Origin of the sequence: Streptomyces rishiriensis (genome assembly GCF_003112535.1) — a bacterium.
Taxonomy (GTDB): Bacteria; Actinomycetota; Actinomycetes; order Streptomycetales; family Streptomycetaceae; genus Streptomyces; species Streptomyces rishiriensis.
Map to the genome: position 1 here is coordinate 57,556 of NZ_BEWA01000024.1, position 16,333 is coordinate 73,888.

15 protein-coding genes are annotated in these 16,333 nt (G+C 72.9%); 7 read left to right on the forward strand and 8 right to left on the reverse strand.

The features are described from left to right. Window positions 1-61: 61 nt before the first annotated feature. From Sri02f_RS34380 to Sri02f_RS34400, 5 genes are all read right to left on the reverse strand, one after another. On the reverse strand, window positions 62-466 hold the full coding sequence (locus tag Sri02f_RS34380; protein ID WP_109005312.1) for an organic hydroperoxide resistance protein: 405 nt from the start codon (window positions 464-466) through the stop codon (window positions 62-64). A gap of 218 nt (window positions 467-684) precedes the next feature. Continuing rightward, window positions 685-1,152, reverse strand: a complete 468-nt coding sequence (locus Sri02f_RS34385) for a MarR family winged helix-turn-helix transcriptional regulator (protein ID WP_109005252.1) — start codon at window positions 1,150-1,152, stop codon at window positions 685-687. After that, window positions 1,149-1,910 carry an energy-coupling factor ABC transporter ATP-binding protein gene (locus Sri02f_RS34390; protein WP_174855766.1) on the reverse strand — a complete coding sequence of 254 codons (762 nt, stop codon included), beginning with the start codon at window positions 1,908-1,910 and terminating at the stop codon, window positions 1,149-1,151. Before Sri02f_RS34390 ends, Sri02f_RS34385 begins: the two co-directional genes overlap by 4 nt. Next, a complete protein-coding gene (gene cbiQ / locus Sri02f_RS34395; protein ID WP_109005254.1) occupies window positions 1,898-2,659 on the reverse strand; it encodes a cobalt ECF transporter T component CbiQ in 762 nt (253 codons plus the stop codon). The genes Sri02f_RS34390 and cbiQ overlap by 13 nt, the downstream gene beginning before the upstream one ends. Window positions 2,660-2,663: 4 nt before the next feature. Then, the gene (locus Sri02f_RS34400; RefSeq protein ID WP_109005255.1) at window positions 2,664-3,722 is read right to left on the reverse strand and encodes an energy-coupling factor ABC transporter permease; all 1,059 of its coding nucleotides are present in this window, start codon (window positions 3,720-3,722) and stop codon (window positions 2,664-2,666) included. A gap of 197 nt (window positions 3,723-3,919) precedes the next feature. Between Sri02f_RS34400 and Sri02f_RS34405 the strand changes: the two genes are divergently transcribed. After that, window positions 3,920-4,273 (forward strand): SsgA family sporulation/cell division regulator, encoded by a 354-nt coding sequence (locus Sri02f_RS34405; protein WP_109005256.1) that lies wholly within the window; start codon window positions 3,920-3,922, stop codon window positions 4,271-4,273. A gap of 51 nt (window positions 4,274-4,324) precedes the next feature. Here Sri02f_RS34405 and Sri02f_RS34410 read toward each other — a convergent pair whose 3' ends face one another. From Sri02f_RS34410 to Sri02f_RS34420, 3 genes are all read right to left on the reverse strand, one after another. Then, window positions 4,325-6,001 (reverse strand): penicillin-binding transpeptidase domain-containing protein, encoded by a 1,677-nt coding sequence (locus tag Sri02f_RS34410; RefSeq protein WP_109005257.1) that lies wholly within the window; start codon window positions 5,999-6,001, stop codon window positions 4,325-4,327. A gap of 179 nt (window positions 6,002-6,180) precedes the next feature. After that, window positions 6,181-7,809, reverse strand: a complete 1,629-nt coding sequence (locus Sri02f_RS34415; protein WP_109005258.1) for a penicillin-binding transpeptidase domain-containing protein — start codon at window positions 7,807-7,809, stop codon at window positions 6,181-6,183. 323 nt (window positions 7,810-8,132) lie between these two features. Continuing rightward, window positions 8,133-9,881, reverse strand: coding sequence for a dolichyl-phosphate-mannose--protein mannosyltransferase (locus tag Sri02f_RS34420; RefSeq protein ID WP_167467680.1), 1,749 nt, complete (start codon window positions 9,879-9,881; stop codon window positions 8,133-8,135). Window positions 9,882-9,943: 62 nt separating this feature from the next. On the opposite strand from Sri02f_RS34420, the gene rsmI reads away from it, so the two are divergent. The 6 genes from rsmI to Sri02f_RS34450 all read left to right on the forward strand — a co-directional run bounded on the left by rsmI (window position 9,944) and on the right by Sri02f_RS34450 (window position 16,199). Beyond that, window positions 9,944-10,816 (forward strand): 16S rRNA (cytidine(1402)-2'-O)-methyltransferase, encoded by an 873-nt coding sequence (rsmI, locus tag Sri02f_RS34425; protein WP_109005260.1) that lies wholly within the window; start codon window positions 9,944-9,946, stop codon window positions 10,814-10,816. Window positions 10,817-11,160: 344 nt separating this feature from the next. Further along, window positions 11,161-11,601 (forward strand): hypothetical protein, encoded by a 441-nt coding sequence (locus Sri02f_RS34430; RefSeq protein ID WP_109005261.1) that lies wholly within the window; start codon window positions 11,161-11,163, stop codon window positions 11,599-11,601. 56 nt (window positions 11,602-11,657) lie between these two features. Beyond that, entirely contained in the window at window positions 11,658-12,548 is an 891-nt protein-coding gene (locus Sri02f_RS34435; RefSeq protein ID WP_109005262.1) for a TatD family hydrolase, read from the forward strand. A 115-nt stretch (window positions 12,549-12,663) separates the two neighbouring features. Beyond that, window positions 12,664-14,331: a resuscitation-promoting factor gene (locus tag Sri02f_RS34440; protein ID WP_109005263.1), complete on the forward strand. Its 1,668-nt coding sequence runs from the start codon at window positions 12,664-12,666 to the stop codon at window positions 14,329-14,331. Window positions 14,332-14,379: 48 nt separating this feature from the next. Further along, a complete protein-coding gene (gene rsmA / locus Sri02f_RS34445; RefSeq protein ID WP_109005264.1) occupies window positions 14,380-15,297 on the forward strand; it encodes a 16S rRNA (adenine(1518)-N(6)/adenine(1519)-N(6))-dimethyltransferase RsmA in 918 nt (305 codons plus the stop codon). Continuing rightward, window positions 15,294-16,199 carry a 4-(cytidine 5'-diphospho)-2-C-methyl-D-erythritol kinase gene (locus tag Sri02f_RS34450; RefSeq protein ID WP_109005265.1) on the forward strand — a complete coding sequence of 302 codons (906 nt, stop codon included), beginning with the start codon at window positions 15,294-15,296 and terminating at the stop codon, window positions 16,197-16,199. Before rsmA ends, Sri02f_RS34450 begins: the two co-directional genes overlap by 4 nt. The last annotated feature ends 134 nt before the right edge of the window (window positions 16,200-16,333 follow it).

Below are 16,333 nucleotides of genomic sequence, written 5' to 3' on the forward strand. Positions count from 1 at the left end.
CGGAGATCGCCTTCGACTCCTCGGGGAACGCCGCGGGAGAGCCTGCGATTCCTTCGTCCCGCTAGCCGAGAATGATCGTTACGTCGATGTTGCCGCGCGTGGCGTTCGAGTACGGGCACACCTGGTGCGCCGCGTCCACCAGCTTCTCCGCGAGACCCGGGTCGAGGACGGGCAGCGAGACGCTGAGCGCGACCGCGAGACCGTAGCCCTTGCTTCTGTTCGGGCCGATCCCGACCTTCGCCGCCACCGTCGACCCGGTGAGGTCGTAGCCCGCCCGGTTGCCGACGAGGATCAGCGCGTTGTGGAAACAGGAGCTGTATCCGGCCGCGAAGAGCTGCTCCGGGTTGGTGCCGTTGCCGTCGCCGCCGAGCTGCGGCGGCATCGCCACCTTCAGCTCGATCTGGCCGTCCTGACTGGTCACGTACCCGTCGCGGCCCCCGTGCGCGGTCGCCTCGGCGACGTACATGATCTTCGTCGGACGGGTGTCGGCAGTGCCGGCTGCGTCGGCGCTCCCGGTGGTGCCGACTGCGGCGCCTTCTGTCACGGCGGACCCTCCCCAGCGTCTTCCCCAATTACATCGTGCACAAGGTACCGGCCGGTAGGCGGGCGGCTTCCCGGCAGGGGGTGGTAACCGCTGGTAACACCGGTAACTCGCCGGTGGGGGAGGCGAAACGGCTCGCGGGTCTAGCGGGTGCGGTCGGCCCCCGTCTGCGCCCGCTGCGCGAGGCCCCACAGCTCCTCGCGCAGCCGGGCGACCTCCGTCGCCTCCAGGCCGGTGGACGCGAGCAGGGCGCCGGGCACGCGCCGCGCGCGCTCCTTCAGTTCCTCGCCGCGCCCGGTGCACGCCACCAGCACCGTGCGCTCGTCCCGCGCCGAGCGCTCCCGGCGCACCAGGCCCGCCGCCTCCAGCCGCTTCAGCAGCGGCGACACCGTGCCGTAGTCCAGCCGCAGGGCCGCGGCCAGCTCCTTGACGGTCGTCTCGCCGCGCTCCCACAGCACCAGCAGCACCAGGTACTGGGGGTAGGTGAGGCCCAGTTCGTCCAGGAGCGGACGGTATGCGGCCGTCACCGCGCGCTGGGCGGCGTACAGGGCGAAGCACAACTGCTCGTCGAGGAGCAGCGAGCCGTCGGCGGTGGGTCCGTCGTTCGTCACGCGCCCATTGTCGCGGAGCGCGGGTCGAACCCGAAGGGCAGCTCCAGACGGTGGGCGCGCATGAGGGCGTCGTCGGCGAGCAGATCGCCGGTCCCGCCGTCCGCCGCGATCACGCCCTCGCTGAGGATCAGGGCGCGCGGGCACAGCTCCAGGGCGTACGGCAGGTCGTGCGTGACCATGAGCACCGTGACGTCCAACGACCGCAGGATGTCCGCCAGTTCGCGGCGCGAGGCGGGGTCGAGGTTGGAGGACGGCTCGTCCAGGACGAGGATCTCCGGCTCCATCGCGAGCACCGTCGCGACCGCCACGCGCCGCCGCTGGCCGAAGGAGAGGTGGTGCGGCGGACGGTGCTTGAACCCGGCCATTCCCACCTGTTCGAGGGCGTGGTCGACGCGCGCTTCCAGGGCGGCCCCCTTCAGCCCGGCCGCCGCCGGTCCGAACGCCACGTCCTCGCGCACGGTCGGCATGAACAGCTGGTCGTCCGGGTCCTGGAAGACGATGCCGACCCTGCGCCGGATCTCGGCCATGTGCTGCCGGCCGACCGGCAGCCCGGCCACCGTCACCGTGCCGGCGCCGCCGCTGAGGATGCCGTTGAGGTGCAGCACCAGGGTCGTCTTGCCGGCGCCGTTCGGCCCGAGCAGCGCGACCCGTTCGCCGCGCGCGACGGTGAAGTCCACGCCGAACAGGGCCTGGTGGCCGTCGGGATAGGCGAAGGCGAGGCCGGAGACCTCCAGGGAAACGTCAGTCACAGGGCCCATCCCAACACGCAGACGACGAGGGCGGCGAACGGGAGGGTCAGGGCGTACGACCACTGCGCCCGGGTCGCGGTCGCCTCGTCGATCACCGGCATCGAACCGGCGTACCCCCGGCTGACCATGGCCAGGTGCACGCGCTCCCCGCGTTCGTAGGAGCGGATGAACAGCGCGCCCGCCGACTTCGCGAGCACCCCCCAGTGCCGCACGCCCCGCGCCTCGAAGCCGCGCGACTCCCGGGCGACCCGCATGCGCCGCATCTCGTCCGTGATGACGTCGCCGTAGCGGATCATGAAGGAGGCGATCTGCACCAGCAGCGGGGGCAGGCGCAGCCGTTGCAGGCCGAGGAGCAGCTCGCGCAGCTCCGTGGTGGACGCCAGCAGGACGGAGGCGGCGACGCCCAGGGTGCCCTTCGCGAGGACGTTCCAGGCGCCCCACAGTCCGTTGACGCTGAGGGAGAGTCCGAGGACGTCCACCCGCTCGCCCTCGGCCACGAAGGGCATGAGCACGGCGAACGCGACGAACGGCACCTCGATCAGCAGCCGTTTCAGCAGAAAGCCGGCCGGCACGCGCGCCCGGTGCGCGACGGCGGCGAGCAGGACGGCGTACAGGCCGAACGCCCACAGCGCCTCCCGCGGCGTCGACACGACGACGACCACGAACCCGAACGCGGCGGCGAGCTTGGTGTGCGGCGGCAGGCCGTGCACGGGCGAGTGCCCGTGGCGGTAGAGCCGGTGCGCGTGTCCTGCTCCCATGGCGTCAGACCCCGCTCGTCGAGGCCGGGGACACGTCGCGCGTGCGGCGCCGGCGCACCGTCCAGAACACCGCGCTGCCCGCGACGACGGTGGTGCCGACGCCGATGACGCCCGCCAGGCCGCCGGAGAGACGGGCGTCGGCGACGTCCTTGACGCCGTAGCCGGCGAGCGGGGAGTCGGAGGAGGGGTGCTTCTGGGTCCTCCTGTCGATGCCGTGGTCGGTGGCGACCTTCTCCAGGCCGTCGGGGTTCGCGGAGGCGTAGAAGCTGACGAAGCCGGCCAGGACGAGGGAGGTGACCAGACCGGTCACCCACAGCGTGCGCCGCGAGGCGCGGGCCGCCGCGGGCGCCGTGCGCGCCCCGTCCGGCGCCGGGGCCTCGACGAGTTCGCCGTTCACCCGCAGCTGGAGCCGCTGTCGCAGGTCGCGCGCACCGTGCACCAGATCCGGCCGGACGGCGACGACGGCGCCCACCGTGAGCGCGGTGATCGTGGCCTCGCCGACGCCGATCAGGACGTGCACGCCGATCATCGCGCCGGCCACCTTGCCGATCGCCACGTCGGTGGTGCCGCCGATCCAGTAGATGAGCGTGAAGGCCACGGCGGCGGCGGGCACGGACAGCAGGGCGGCGACGAAGGAGGCGGCCGTGAGGGACCGGCGGCCGCGGGGCAGCACCTTCACCAGGCCGCGGAAGACGGCGTACGACACGACCGTCGTCACGATCGCCATGTCGGTGATGTTCACGCCGAGGGCGGTGAGTCCGCCGTCGGCGAAGAGGATGCCCTGCATGAGCAGGACCACGGAGACGCACAGGATCCCGGTGAAGGGACCCACGAGGATCGCGGCGAGCGCGCCGCCCAGCAGATGGCCGCTGGTCCCCGCCGCGACGGGGAAGTTCAGCATCTGCACGGCGAAGATGAACGCCGCGACGAGGCCGGCCAGCGGCGCGGTCCGGTCGTCGAGCTCGCGGCGCGCGCCGCGCAGGCTCACGGCGATGGCGCCGGCGGCGACGACTCCGGTCACGGCGGAGGTCGGGGCGTTGATGAATCCGTCGGGTACGTGCACCCGACGATGATAGTGGCTTAATGCGAACGGTTCGCAAGAGCGAGGAATTCGTTTCGCGCGGGAACCGGCCCGGGTCCGTGTATCGCACAGGTGAGATATGTCGGCGCAGGAGAGCGCAATCCGCAAAATATGCGACATTGGAGGGGAAGCGGATGCACAGCTTCCGCACAGGTCACGCTGCGTGAGAGGGTCGGCCGATGTCTGTAGTCGAACAGTACGCGCGAGCCCATATCGTCACCGACGCCGACCGGGTCGAGGAGGACACGGCCGTCCCGGTCGTCCTGCGCTACGACCCCGACGAACCCCGTTCCGTGCGCGTCGGGCTGCCCGACCGCCGGGAGTGGACGTTCTCCCGCACCCTCCTCGAACAGGGCCTGCGCGCCCCGTCCGGCACCGGCGAGGTGCGGGTCTGGCCGTGCGGGCGCGTCCAGGCCGTGGTCGAGTTCCACTCCGCGCACGGCGTCTCGGTCGTCCAGTTCGAGTCGAAGACGCTGCTGCGCTTCCTGCGCCGCACCTACATGGCGACCGCCCAGCAGCCCGTGCCGCACTAGGGTCTGTCGTGTGAACAACCCTGCGGGTCAGTACACCTGGCTAGCCGGCTCTCAGCCGCCCATCCGCAGCAAGGACGCCACGATCGGGCCTGCCGTGTCGCCGCCGTGGCCGCCCGCTTGGACCACGCCCGCGGCTGCCAGATCGCCGCGGTAGGCGGTGAACCAGCCGTTGGGCTTGTCCTGGTTGTCGACCTCGGCCGAGCCCGTCTTGGCGCCGTAGTCGGGACCCAGACCGGACATCGCCTCGGCGGCGGTGCCGGCCGCGGCCGTGTAGTTCATCAGCTCGCGCAGCTGCGACAGCGTCGACGACGACATCGTGCGCGAGGCCGACGCCAGCTTGCGGCCGTCCACCGACGGGGCGACCAGGTACGGCTGGTGGAAGGAGCCCGCCTTCACGGTGGCGGCGACCGACGCCATGTTCAGCGGGTTCATCCGCACCCCGCCCTGCCCGATGAGCGAGGCCGCCATCTGCGCCTTCGACTGCACCGGCACCGACCCGTCGAAGGACGGGACGCCGATGGCCCAGTTGTTCATCGACAGACCGAACACCTGCTGGGCCTGCCTGGTCAGGCTGTCGTCGCCCAACTCGGGCGCCTGGCTGATGAAGGCGGTGTTGCAGGAGCGCGCGAAGCTCGCCTTGAACGAGCCGCCCTTGATCTCGAAGTCGTCGTCGTTGTGGAACTTCCAGCCGCCGTAGGTGAACGTCTTCGGGCAGGGGTGGGTCTTGTCCGCCGACGCCAGCCCTTTGTCGAGGAGCAGCGAGGACGTGATGACCTTCATCGTGGAGCCGGGCGCGAGCGAGCCGTTGAACGCGGTGTTGAAGCCGGGGCTCGCGTTGGCCACCGCGAGGATCTCGCCCGTGGAGGGCCGCATCACCACCACCGACGAGCGTGCCGTCTTCGCCACCTGCCGTTCGGCGGCGGCCTGCAGGGCCGGGCTGAGGGTCGTCTTCACGGTGCCCGGGGTGCCCTTGCTGAGCTCCAGCAGCGTCTTGTCGGAGGCCTTCTTCGCCCTCGACGCCTTTCCGCGGACCACCTGGAGCTCCACGCCCGCCTTGCCGCCCGCCTTCTTGCCGTACTTCTCCCGCAGCCCGTCCAGCACCGTGCCCAGCGAGGGGTACTTCGCGGCCGTCAGCTCGCCGCCGTCGCGGTCGACCGCCTTGACCGGCGGGGTGCCGGCCTCGCCGGTGACGAGCGTGTCGCCGTCCTGCAGGTCGGGGTGGACGACGGACGCGTGCCAGTCGACCTGCGCCTTGCCGTTCTTCGGGTTGCGCACCACGGTGAGCGCGCTGTCGTACGCCAGCGGCTTGCCGACGTTCTTGTACTTCACCGTGGCCTTGACGGAGAACGGGATCTTCACGCCGGCGGCCGTGCCCGGGGTGACGGTGACGTCCGTGATGTGGGCGTCCTTGGTGTAGGCGGTGAGGAGGGCGGTGGCGGCCGCGGAGTCGTCCGTGACGGCGGCCGCCCGGGCCGCCTCGCCCTTCTGCCAGGCCGTCAGGAACCGGGTGGCCAGGGCCTTCGCCTCGGTCGCCGACGGAGCGTCGGCCCGGACCCTGGGCACCTGCCTGCCATTGGCGGACGCGGCCGAACCGTCGTCGGCCGCCGCTCCGCCGTACAGCGCGTAGACGCCGAGCCCGGCTCCGCCGACCACGACGGCGATCATGCCGCCGACCACGGCGGGACGCCGCTTGCTGCTTCGTTCTTCGACGCGCCTTCTCTTGCCCACTGCCAGATCCTCCGGATCCCCAGGGGCTCTCCCCCCAGCCCCGCTGCCCTCGTTGCCCTCACTGACCCCAACGACGGCTACCACCCTAGAGTCCCCTTGCCGACGGCGACGTCACGTGTGACGTCAGCCACCCCGCGAACCCCGCTCGCCGCCCCTCGCGCACCCCCGCGCGGGGGCGCTCAGCCCGCCCGCAGCACCTCCGCCACGAGCGGACCGGACGCGTCGACGCCGTGACCGCCGTCCTGGGTCATCGCGGCCGCGGCGACGTCGTCGCGGTAGCCGGTGAACCAGCTGTCGGACCTGGTCCGCCCGTCCACCTCGGCGGAGCCGGTCTTCGCGCCGATCCGGCCGCTGAGCCCGGCCATCACGTCGGCCGCGGTGCCGCTGGTCGCGGTGCGGTTCATCATTGAACGCAACTGCTGCACGGTGCTCGGCGACAGCCCACGCGCCCGCGCCGGTTCGCGGCCGTCGAGGCTGAGCGGGACGATCACCGGCTGGCGGAACGTGCCCGTCATCGCGGTCGCCGTCACCGACGCCATGTTCAGCGGGTTCATCTGCACCTGGCCCTGGCCGATGAGGCCGGCCGCGGTGTCCGGGCCCGCGGAGACCGGGACGGAGCCGTCGAAGGAGGGGATGCCGGTCTTCCAGTCGAGGCCGATCCCGAACCGGTCCCGGGCCTCGGCGTTCAGCCAGCCGTCCTCGACGTCGTCCGCGAACTTCACGAACGCCGTGTTGCAGGAACGGGCGAAGCTCTCGGAGAGCGTGGCGTTCTCGTTCGGCTTCATCCCTGTGAGGTTGTGGAAGGTCTGGCTGTCCGAGACGGCCGAGTCCGGACAGGGCGCGGGCCGGTTCGCGCTGGTGAGCCCCTTGTCGATGAGGGTGGCCGCGCTGACGATCTTCATGGTGGAGCCGGGCGCGACCTCGCCCAGGAAGGCGGCGTTCCAGCCGTCGGTGCGGTTGTTGGCGACCGCCAGCACCTCGCCGGTGCTGGGCTTGACCGCCACCGTCGACGACTGGGGGTACTTCTGCACCGCCTTCTCGGCGGCCGCCTGCACCGCCGCGCTGAGTGTGGTGCGGAGCCTGCCGGGCCTGCCCTCGGCGAGGGTCAGCAGCGAGGTGTCGGCGGAGCCCTCGGCGGCATGTCGGATCATCAGCTCGACGCCGGGCGTGCCGCCCGCCTTGTCGCCGTACTTGGTGCGCAGCTGGTCCAGGATCGGCCCCAGGGAGGGGTACTTTTCCTTGTTCAGCACCTTGCCGTCACGGTCGACGGCCTCGATCGACGGCGTCGACGACGCGCCCGTGACCAGCGTGTCGTCCATGTTCTTCAGCTGCGGGTGGACGACCGACGGCTGCCAGTCCACTAACGCCTTGCCGGTGGTGACGCCCCGCACGACCCTGAGGCGGCTCGCGTAGGAGAGCGGCTTGGACTTCCCCTCGTACGACACCGTCGCCTCGACCTTGTAGGGCACGACGGCGCCCGATGCCGTGCCCGGCGTGATCTTCAGGCCGGTGATGTGCGCGGCGCCGTAGGAGGCGAGCAGCGGCTCGGCCCTGGCCGCGTTGTTGGTGAGATCGGCGGCCGCGGCGGCCTGCCCCTTCGTCCAGGCGGCGAAGAAGGCGGCGCTGGTGTCCTTCACCTCGGACCCGCTCGGCGGCCCGCTCTTCACGGCCGCCGGTTCGGCGCCCCCCGACCCGGCGCCCCCGCCCCCGTCCAGCGCGTTCACGATGTTGAAGGCCCCGTACCCGGCCCCGCCCACCATCACGGCGAAGACCGAGCCGATCACGGCTGCCTTGGCCCCCTTGTGCATCTGTGAACCCCTCCCCGTTGCGGCTTCCCCGGCCCGCGTTTTCTGAACGCGTTCAGAAAGCTCTTCTCCGGCTCACAGTAAGCGGTAACGGCGGCGGACGGGGCATCAGTTTCCGCAATCGTTAGCCCCATGTATCCGGCCACGTACATGAACTCCGGCCGCCGATGCGACTGCGCACGTCGGCGCCGTACCCGGGAACGACGACGGCCACGACGCCCGCCCGACTGCTCGTCGTGGCCGCCGTGGCCGTCTGGCCGTCATGACCCTCGTGGGGACTCGTGGCCGCCGTGGGGACTCGTGGCCGTCGCCGCCCGGTCGCCCGGCTAGACCCAGGTGTCCAGCCACATCCGGGAGCGCCAACTGTCGATGGGGATCGCCTGGCCCGTGTACAGCGGCCAGAAGTAGATGAAGTTCCAGGCGATGAGCAGGACGAGGACGCCTGCGCCCGTTGCTCCCGCCACCCGGCGGGTGTCGTTCGCGCCCGGTGGGCCGACGAGCGCGCCGATCATCATCGCCACCGCCAGACAGAGGAAGGGCAGGAAGACGACCGCGTAGAAGAGGAAGATCGTGCGTTCCTGGTACAGGAACCAGGGCAGATAGCCGGCCGCGATGCCGCAGGCGATCGCGCCCGCCCTCCAGTCCCGGCGGAACAGCCAGCGCCACAGCACGAAGAGGACGGCGAAGCAGGCCGCCCACCACAGCAGCGGCGTGCCGATCGCGAGGACCTCGCGGGCGCACTTCTCGGTCGCGTCGGCCGGGCAGCCGTCCTTGCCGGGCGCGGGCGACTCGTAGAAGTAGGACACGGGACGGCCCAGGACGAGCCAGCTCCACGGGTTCGACTGGTACCGGTGCGGCGAGGTGAGGTGCGTGTGGAACTCGTACACCTCGTGCTCGTAGTGCCACAGGCTGCGCAGCCAGTCCGGCAGCCACGTCCAGTGGCCGCCCTTGCCGTCGGTGGCCGCCCAGTTGCGGTAGTAGCCGCCCTTGCCGTCGGCGGCCGAGCGGATCCAGCCCGTCCAGGACACCAGGTAGGTGACCAGCGCGACCGGGACCGTGGCCAGGAAGGCGAGACCCGTGTCGCGCCTGAGCACCGTCCGGTACGGGTGACGGGCGCCGGCCACCCGGCGCGAACCGACGTCCCACAGAACGGACATCAGGCAGAACGCGACCATGATGTAGAGGCCGTTCCACTTGGTGCCGATGGCCAGCCCCAGGAACAGGCCCGCACCCCAGCGCCAGGGACGCAGGCCCAGACGGGCGCCCTCCGCGACCGCCGCGTTCGGGCGGTACCTGCCGTCTGCGTCCGGCGGCAGCGCGGCGGCGAGCCGCGCACGGGCCCGGTCGCGGTCGGCGACCAGACAGCCGAACGCGGCCAGGACGAAGAACATCAGCACCCCGTCGAGCAGCGCGGTGCGGCTCATCACGAAGTGCAGCCCGTCCACGGCCATCAGGGCGCCCGCGAGGCAGCCCAGGAACGTGGAGCGGAAGAGGCGGCGGCCGATCCGGCACAGCAGGAGGACCGAGAGGGTCCCCAGCAGGGCGGTCATGAACCGCCAGCCGAACGGATCGAACCCGAACAGCAGCTCGCCCAGTCCGATCACGTACTTGCCGACCGGCGGATGCACCACGTACGCCGCGTCCGCCGGAACGCTGACGTGACCGCCCGAGGACAGGATCAGATTGTTGGCGTTCTTGTCCCAGTTGACCTCGAACCCGCGGTGGACGAGCGCCCACGCGTCCTTGGCGTAGTACGTCTCGTCGAATATCACCGCCTTGGGGCTGCCCAGGTTCCAGAACCGCAGCACCCCCGCCATCAGCGTGACCAGCAGCGGTCCCCCCCACGGCGACCAGCGCGCGATCCGGTCCGCCCACGCTTGCGGGACGCCGAGCGCCTGCCACAACCGCGGGCTGGGCTGCGCGTACGGCGGCGACAGCCGCTCGCGGACGTCGGCGGACGGCTCCGCCGTGTATCCGAAGCGGCGCAGCCGCTGCTGCCACGACGGCCGCCGGTCGTGCGGCGTCCGGCCCGGCCGGTAGTCCGTTGAGTCCATGGAGGACGCGGTACTGGTCACCGCGCCATCGTAGGGAACAGGTCTGTGTGAGTCCCGTGTCTCTCCCCTGCGAGGATGGAAACGTGACAGCCACCCCCCGAACCGCCTCCGGACTCCTCGTGCTCGCCGGCACCCCCATCGGCGACGTCGCGGACGCCCCGCCCCGCCTCGCCGCCGAGCTGACGGGCGCCGACGTCATCGCCGCCGAGGACACCCGCCGGCTGCGCCGGCTGACCCAGGCGCTCGGCGTGACGACCAAGGGGCGGGTGGTGTCCTACTTCGAGGGCAACGAGTCCGCCCGCACGCCCGAGCTGGTCGAGGAGCTCGTGAACGGCGCACGGGTGCTGCTGGTCACCGACGCCGGGATGCCCTCCGTGTCCGACCCGGGCTACCGGCTGGTCGCCGCGGCCGTGGAGCGGGACGTCCGCGTCACCGCCGTCCCCGGCCCGTCCGCCGTGCTCACCGCGCTGGCGCTGTCCGGGCTGCCCGTCGACCGGTTCTGCTTCGAGGGGTTCCTGCCCAGGAAGGCGGGGGAGCGGCTGTCGCGGCTGCGGGAGGTGGCGCAGGAGCGGCGCACCCTCGTCTACTTCGAGGCCCCCCACCGGCTCGACGACACCCTCGCCGCGATGGCCGAGGTGTTCGGCGCGGACCGGCGGGCCGCCGTCTGCCGTGAGCTGACCAAGACGTACGAGGAGGTGCGGCGCGGGCCCCTCGGCGAGCTCGCGGAGTGGGCCGCGCAGGGGGTGCGCGGTGAGATCACCGTCGTCGTCACCGGCGCGCCCGAGCGCGGTCCCGAGGAGCTCGACGCGGCGGAGCTGGTGCGCCGGGTGCGGGTGCGCGAGGAGGCGGGCGAACGGCGCAAGGAGGCCATCGCGGCGGTGGCGGCGGAGACCGGACTGCCCAAGCGCGAGGTGTTCGACGCGGTGGTCGCGGCGAAGAACGCGGGGGAACTGTGAGGGTTCCCGCGCGTTCGGGTGACGGCGGCGCCAGGGGTCTGTGACGGCTGTTGCCGAGGTGCTGTGAAGCCGCTCACACCCCCTCTGAGCAGGGCGCATGTCGTCTGAGCGTGCGCCCCATGCGGGAGCAAAGGGCGGTGGCCGAAAGCAAAGCCCAGCCCCCTCGCCGGGGCCGCTACGGCAAGGAAAGTCCAAATCGGCTCCAACAGTGCGCAGACCTGATGCCTTCGAGGCCGCCGAGGAGTCCACTGGTGACAGGGACGCACCCGTCCCTCGCTCCCAAGGGCGTTCCGGGGGGAACTCGCGCGCCGGGAGCGCTAGTCCAGCGGACAGCAGGAGCTGGCATGAGTGAGATCACAGGGCAGACCGGCCTCCGCGACGGTGCGAGCGCCGTCGTCAACGAGTCGTACTCCTTCGCCTGCATGCGCTGCGGGCACGGCTGGGAGCAGTCGTACGAGATCGAGCACCACACCGACGGCGACGGGCACCAGTTCGTTCTCTACGTCGCCGAGGGCCGGGTCGTGCCGTCGCCGCTGAGCCGCCCCGCCTGCCTGAACTGCGACGGTCACGTCGTGCGGATCATGCGGGCCGGACAGGTCTCGTCGGTGCTCGACGCCGCCCGCCCGCGCAAGGCCGTGCCCCCGGCCGGACCCGTGGAGGCCCCGGCGCCCGCGGCCGAGCAGCCCTCCGACGAGACCGGCGGGACCGGTGAGCGCACCGATCACACCGGCCACCACTGGCACCTCTCCGATCTGCTGCACCCCTTCCACCGCAAGGCGGGCTAGGCGGGCCGAGCCGCCAGGGGGGCCGGGGGGGCGCGCCCTTTCCGTAGGATCGGGGCATGTCTTCGAACGCCGGCAGGAACGCCGACATCAGCGCCGCGCCGCCGCTTCCGGCCCCCCTCGGGGTGCCGGTCGCCGACTCCCACACCCACCTCGACATGCAGTCGGGCACGGTCGAGGAGGCCCTCGCGAAGGCGGCGTCGGTCGGCGTGACGACGGTCGTCCAGGTCGGCTGCGACGTACGGGGCTCCCGGTGGGCGGCCGAGACGGCGGCGGCGCACGACAGCGTCCACGCGGCCGTCGCCCTGCACCCCAACGAGGCGCCGCGCATCGTGCACGGCGATCCCGACAACTGGTCCCGGCAGGGCGCCCGCAGGGCGGGCGGCGCGGCGGCGCTCGACGAGGCGCTCGCCGAGATCGACCGCCTGGCCGCGCTCCCGCACGTCAAGGGCGTCGGCGAGACGGGGCTGGACTACTTCCGCACCGGCCCCGAGGGCAAGGAAGCCCAGGAGTACTCCTTCCGCGCGCACGTCGAGATGGCCAAGCGGCACGGAAAGGCCCTGGTCATCCACGACCGTGACGCGCACGCCGACGTCCTGCGCGTGCTGAAGGAGGAGGGCGCTCCCGAGCGCACCGTCTTCCACTGCTACTCCGGCGACGCCGAGATGGCGGAGATCTGCGCCCGCGCCGGATACTTCATGTCCTTCGCCGGCAACGTCACCTTCAAGAACGCGCAGAACCTGCGGGACGCCGCCGCCGTGGCCCCGCCGGAACTGCTCCTGGTGGAGACCGACGCCCCGTTCCTGACCCCCGCGCCCTACCGCGGACGGCCCAACGCCCCGTATCTCGTCCCGGTCACGGTGCGCGCCCTGGCCGCCGTGCGCGGCGTCGACGAGGACGCTCTGGCCACCGCACTCGCCGCCAACACGGCACGCGCGTTCGGCTACTGACGGCGAGTGGACGGAGTCGAACAACTCTAGGTAGCCGCGCCACTTTGGAGAGTGACCGTCGCTCCGCTAGGTTCTGGGGGCCCGATCCGGAGCCCACCCCCTGGAGCGTGTCGGCGTGAGCAACTCGCAGCACCTCGAGTACGAGCCGTACGGCGGTGGCGGGCCGTACGTCGACCTGCACAACGCAGAGACGGTCGCGTACGGCGTGTACGCGGCCCCCGGGACCTACGACGACACCTACCGGCCCGCGTACGAGGCCTACGACGACACCTACCGGCCCGCGTACGAGGCCTACGAGCCCCCGCAGCCGCCTCCGCCGCCCCCGTTCCGCGAGCCCTGCCCGGCGCCCGGGGCGCAGGACCCCTACGGGGCTCAGGGAGCGCACGGGGCCTACCCGGCGGACGCGGCGTACGGGCCCCGCGCGGCGTACGGGTCCTACGGATCGCACGACCCCTACGGGGCACGCCCCCGGCCGCCCGAGACCCTCCAGCTCCCGGCGCCCCTGCCCATGTCCCTGCCCGCGCCCCTGCCCATGTCCCTGCCCGTGTCCGGGCTCCTGGCCGTGCCCTCGCCCTCGCACCCGTTCCCGCCCCCGTCCTTGACCGAGCGCCGGCCCGTGCCGCCGTCCGGACCGGACGACCTGGGCGGACGGGCCGAGCGCCGCCGCAGATCCCGCTCCGCCGAGCGCCCGGAGTCCACGATGCGCCGGCTGCTCCCGCAGGCGCTCGTCGTCGCGTTCCTGGCCGGCGGCACCACCGCCTTCGTCGCCGAGGACAAGGCGGTCGAGCTGACCGTCGACGGCAAGCCGCGCACCCTGCACACCTTCGCCGACGACGTGAGCGAACTCCTGGCCGAGGAGGGCGTGAAGGTGGGGGCCCACGACGTGGTGGCGCCCGCCCCGGGCACGGCCCTCACCAGCGGCGACGAGATCGCCGTCCGCTACGGACGTCCCGTCCGGCTCACCCTGGACGGCCACCGCCAGGAGATGTGGACGACCGCGCACACCGTGGAGGAGGCGCTGCGGCAGCTGGGGGTGCGAGCGGAGGGCGCGTACATGTCCGTGTCGCGCTCGCAGCCCATCGGGCGCGCCGGGCTGGCGCTGGACGTGCGCACCGAGCGCTCGGTCACCGTCATGGCCGACGGCCGCGCCCGCACCGTCCGCACCAACGCGGCCACCGTACGCGAGGCGGTGCAGGCGGCCGGGATCGTCCTGCGCGGGCAGGACACCACCTCCGTCGACCCCGGCAGCTTCCCGCGCGACGGGCAGACGGTCACCGTGCTGCGGATCACCGGATCCCAGGAGGTGCGCGAGGAGCAGATCCCCTTCGCGGTGCGCCGTGTCGAGGACCCCTCGCTGTTCAAGGGCACGGAGGTGGTGGAGCGGTCCGGACAGCCCGGACTGCGCCGCATCACGTACGCCCTGCGCACCGTCAACGGCGTGCGGCAGCGGCCGCGGCGGATCCGCGACGAGGTCGTTCGGGCGCCGCGCACCCAGGTGGTCAAGGTCGGCACGAAGCCGCGGCCGACGTCCGTGCAGGGGGCCGACGGCCTGAACTGGCAGTCCCTCGCCGCCTGCGAGTCGGGCGGCCGGCCGAACGCCGTCGACCCCTCGGGCACCTACGGCGGGCTCTACCAGTTCGACACCCGCACCTGGCAGAGCCTCGGCGGCAGCGGACGGCCCCAGGACGCGCCGGCCGCGGAGCAGACGTTCCGCGCGAAGAAGCTGTACGTGCGCCGTGGGGGCAGCCCCTGGCCGCACTGCGGGACGCGGCTGCACGGGTGAGGCCCGGTGGCGGGCGGGAGGGCCGGCTCACCCCCGTACCCTTGTCCCGTGACCAGCAGCCCCACCCCCGACGCCCTCCTGGGCCCCGCCGACGTCCGCGAGCTCGCGGCGGTCCTCGGCGTGCGGCCCACCAAGCAGCGCGGCCAGAACTTCGTGATCGACGCGAACACGGTCCGCCGCATCGTCCGCACCGCGGAGGTCCGGCCCGACGACGTCGTCGTCGAGGTCGGCCCGGGGCTCGGCTCGCTCACCCTGGGGCTGCTGGAGGCCGCCGACCGGGTCACGGCCGTCGAGATCGACGACGTCCTGGCCGGCGCGCTGCCCGCGACGATCGCGGCGCGCATGCCGCAGCGCGCGGAGCGCTTCGCGCTGGTGCACTCCGACGCCATGCACGTGACCGGGCTGCCGGGTCCGGCCCCGACCGCGCTGGTCGCGAACCTGCCGTACAACGTGGCCGTGCCCGTGCTGCTGCACATGCTGGAGACCTTCCCGAGCATCGAGCGCACCCTCGTCATGGTCCAGTCGGAGGTCGCCGACCGGCTCGCGGCCGGGCCCGGCTCGAAGGTGTACGGCGTGCCGTCCGTCAAGGCCAACTGGTACGCCCGCGTCAAGCGGGCCGGAGCGATCGGGCGCAACGTCTTCTGGCCCGCGCCGAACGTGGACAGCGGGCTGGTGTCGCTGGTGCGGCGGACCGAGCCGATCGCGACCACGGCGTCGCGGCGCGAGGTGTTCGCCGTCGTCGACGCGGCGTTCGCGCAGCGCCGCAAGACCCTGCGGGCGGCGCTGGCCGGCTGGGCGGGCTCCGCGGCGCGGGCCGAGGCCGCCCTCGTGGCGGCCGGAGTCTCCCCGCAGGCCCGCGGCGAGGCCCTCACGGTCGAGGAGTTCGCCAGGATCGCCGAGCACAAGCTGCCCGAGGAGCCGTCCGACGGGCCGTCCGACGGGCCGTCAGAGGAGTCGTCCGAGTGAGCGTCACGGTGCGGGTGCCCGCCAAGGTCAATGTGCAGCTGGCGGTGGGCGCCGCCCGCGCGGACGGCTTCCACGACCTGGCCAACGTCTTCCTGGCGGTCGGTCTGTACGACGAGGTGACGGTGACCCCGGCCGCCGGCCTCCGTGTCACCTGCGAGGGCCCGGACGCCGCGCAGGTCCCCCTGGACCGCACGAACCTGGCCGCGCGGGCCGCGATCGCGCTGGCCGGACGGTACGGCCGCACCCCCGACGTGCATCTGCACATCGCCAAGGACATCCCCGTCGCCGGCGGCATGGCGGGCGGCAGCGCGGACGGCGCGGGCGCCCTGCTGGCCTGCGACGCGCTGTGGGGCGTCGGCGCGTCCCGCGAGGAACTCCTCGACATCTGCGCCGAGCTGGGCAGCGACGTGCCGTTCAGCCTGGTCGGCGGCGCGGCCCTGGGCACCGGGCGCGGCGAGAAGCTGACGGCCCTGGAGACCCGCGGCGCGTTCCACTGGGTGTTCGCGATGGCCGGGCGGGGGCTGTCGACGCCGGCCGTGTTCCGCGAGTTCGACCGGCTCACGGCGGGGCTGGACGTCCCCGAGCCGGTCGCCTCGCGCGCACTCCTCGACGCCCTCGCCAAGGGCGACCCCGACGCGCTGGCGGCCACCGTCTCCAACGACCTCCAGCCCGCCGCCCTTTCGCTCTTCCCCGAGCTGGCGGACACGCTCGCCGCGGGGCGGGCGGCCGGGGCGCTCGCGTGCCTCGTCTCGGGCTCCGGCCCGACCACCGCGTTCCTCGCCCGCGACCCCGAGGCCGCCGAGCACATCGCGCGGACGCTGCGCGCGTCGGGCACGTGCAGGAGCGTGCGTGTGGCCTCGGGCCCGGCGCCGGGGGCTACGGTCGTCGAGGGCGCGGCGTAGCGCTACGGCGGTACGGCGTTCGGGCGGTCCGGCGGTACGGCGTTCGGGCGGTCCGGCGGTACGGCGTTCGGGCGGTCCGGCAGTACGGCGTCCGGCGGTCCGGCTGCCGGTAATCGGGCTGCCGTGAGCGGTCC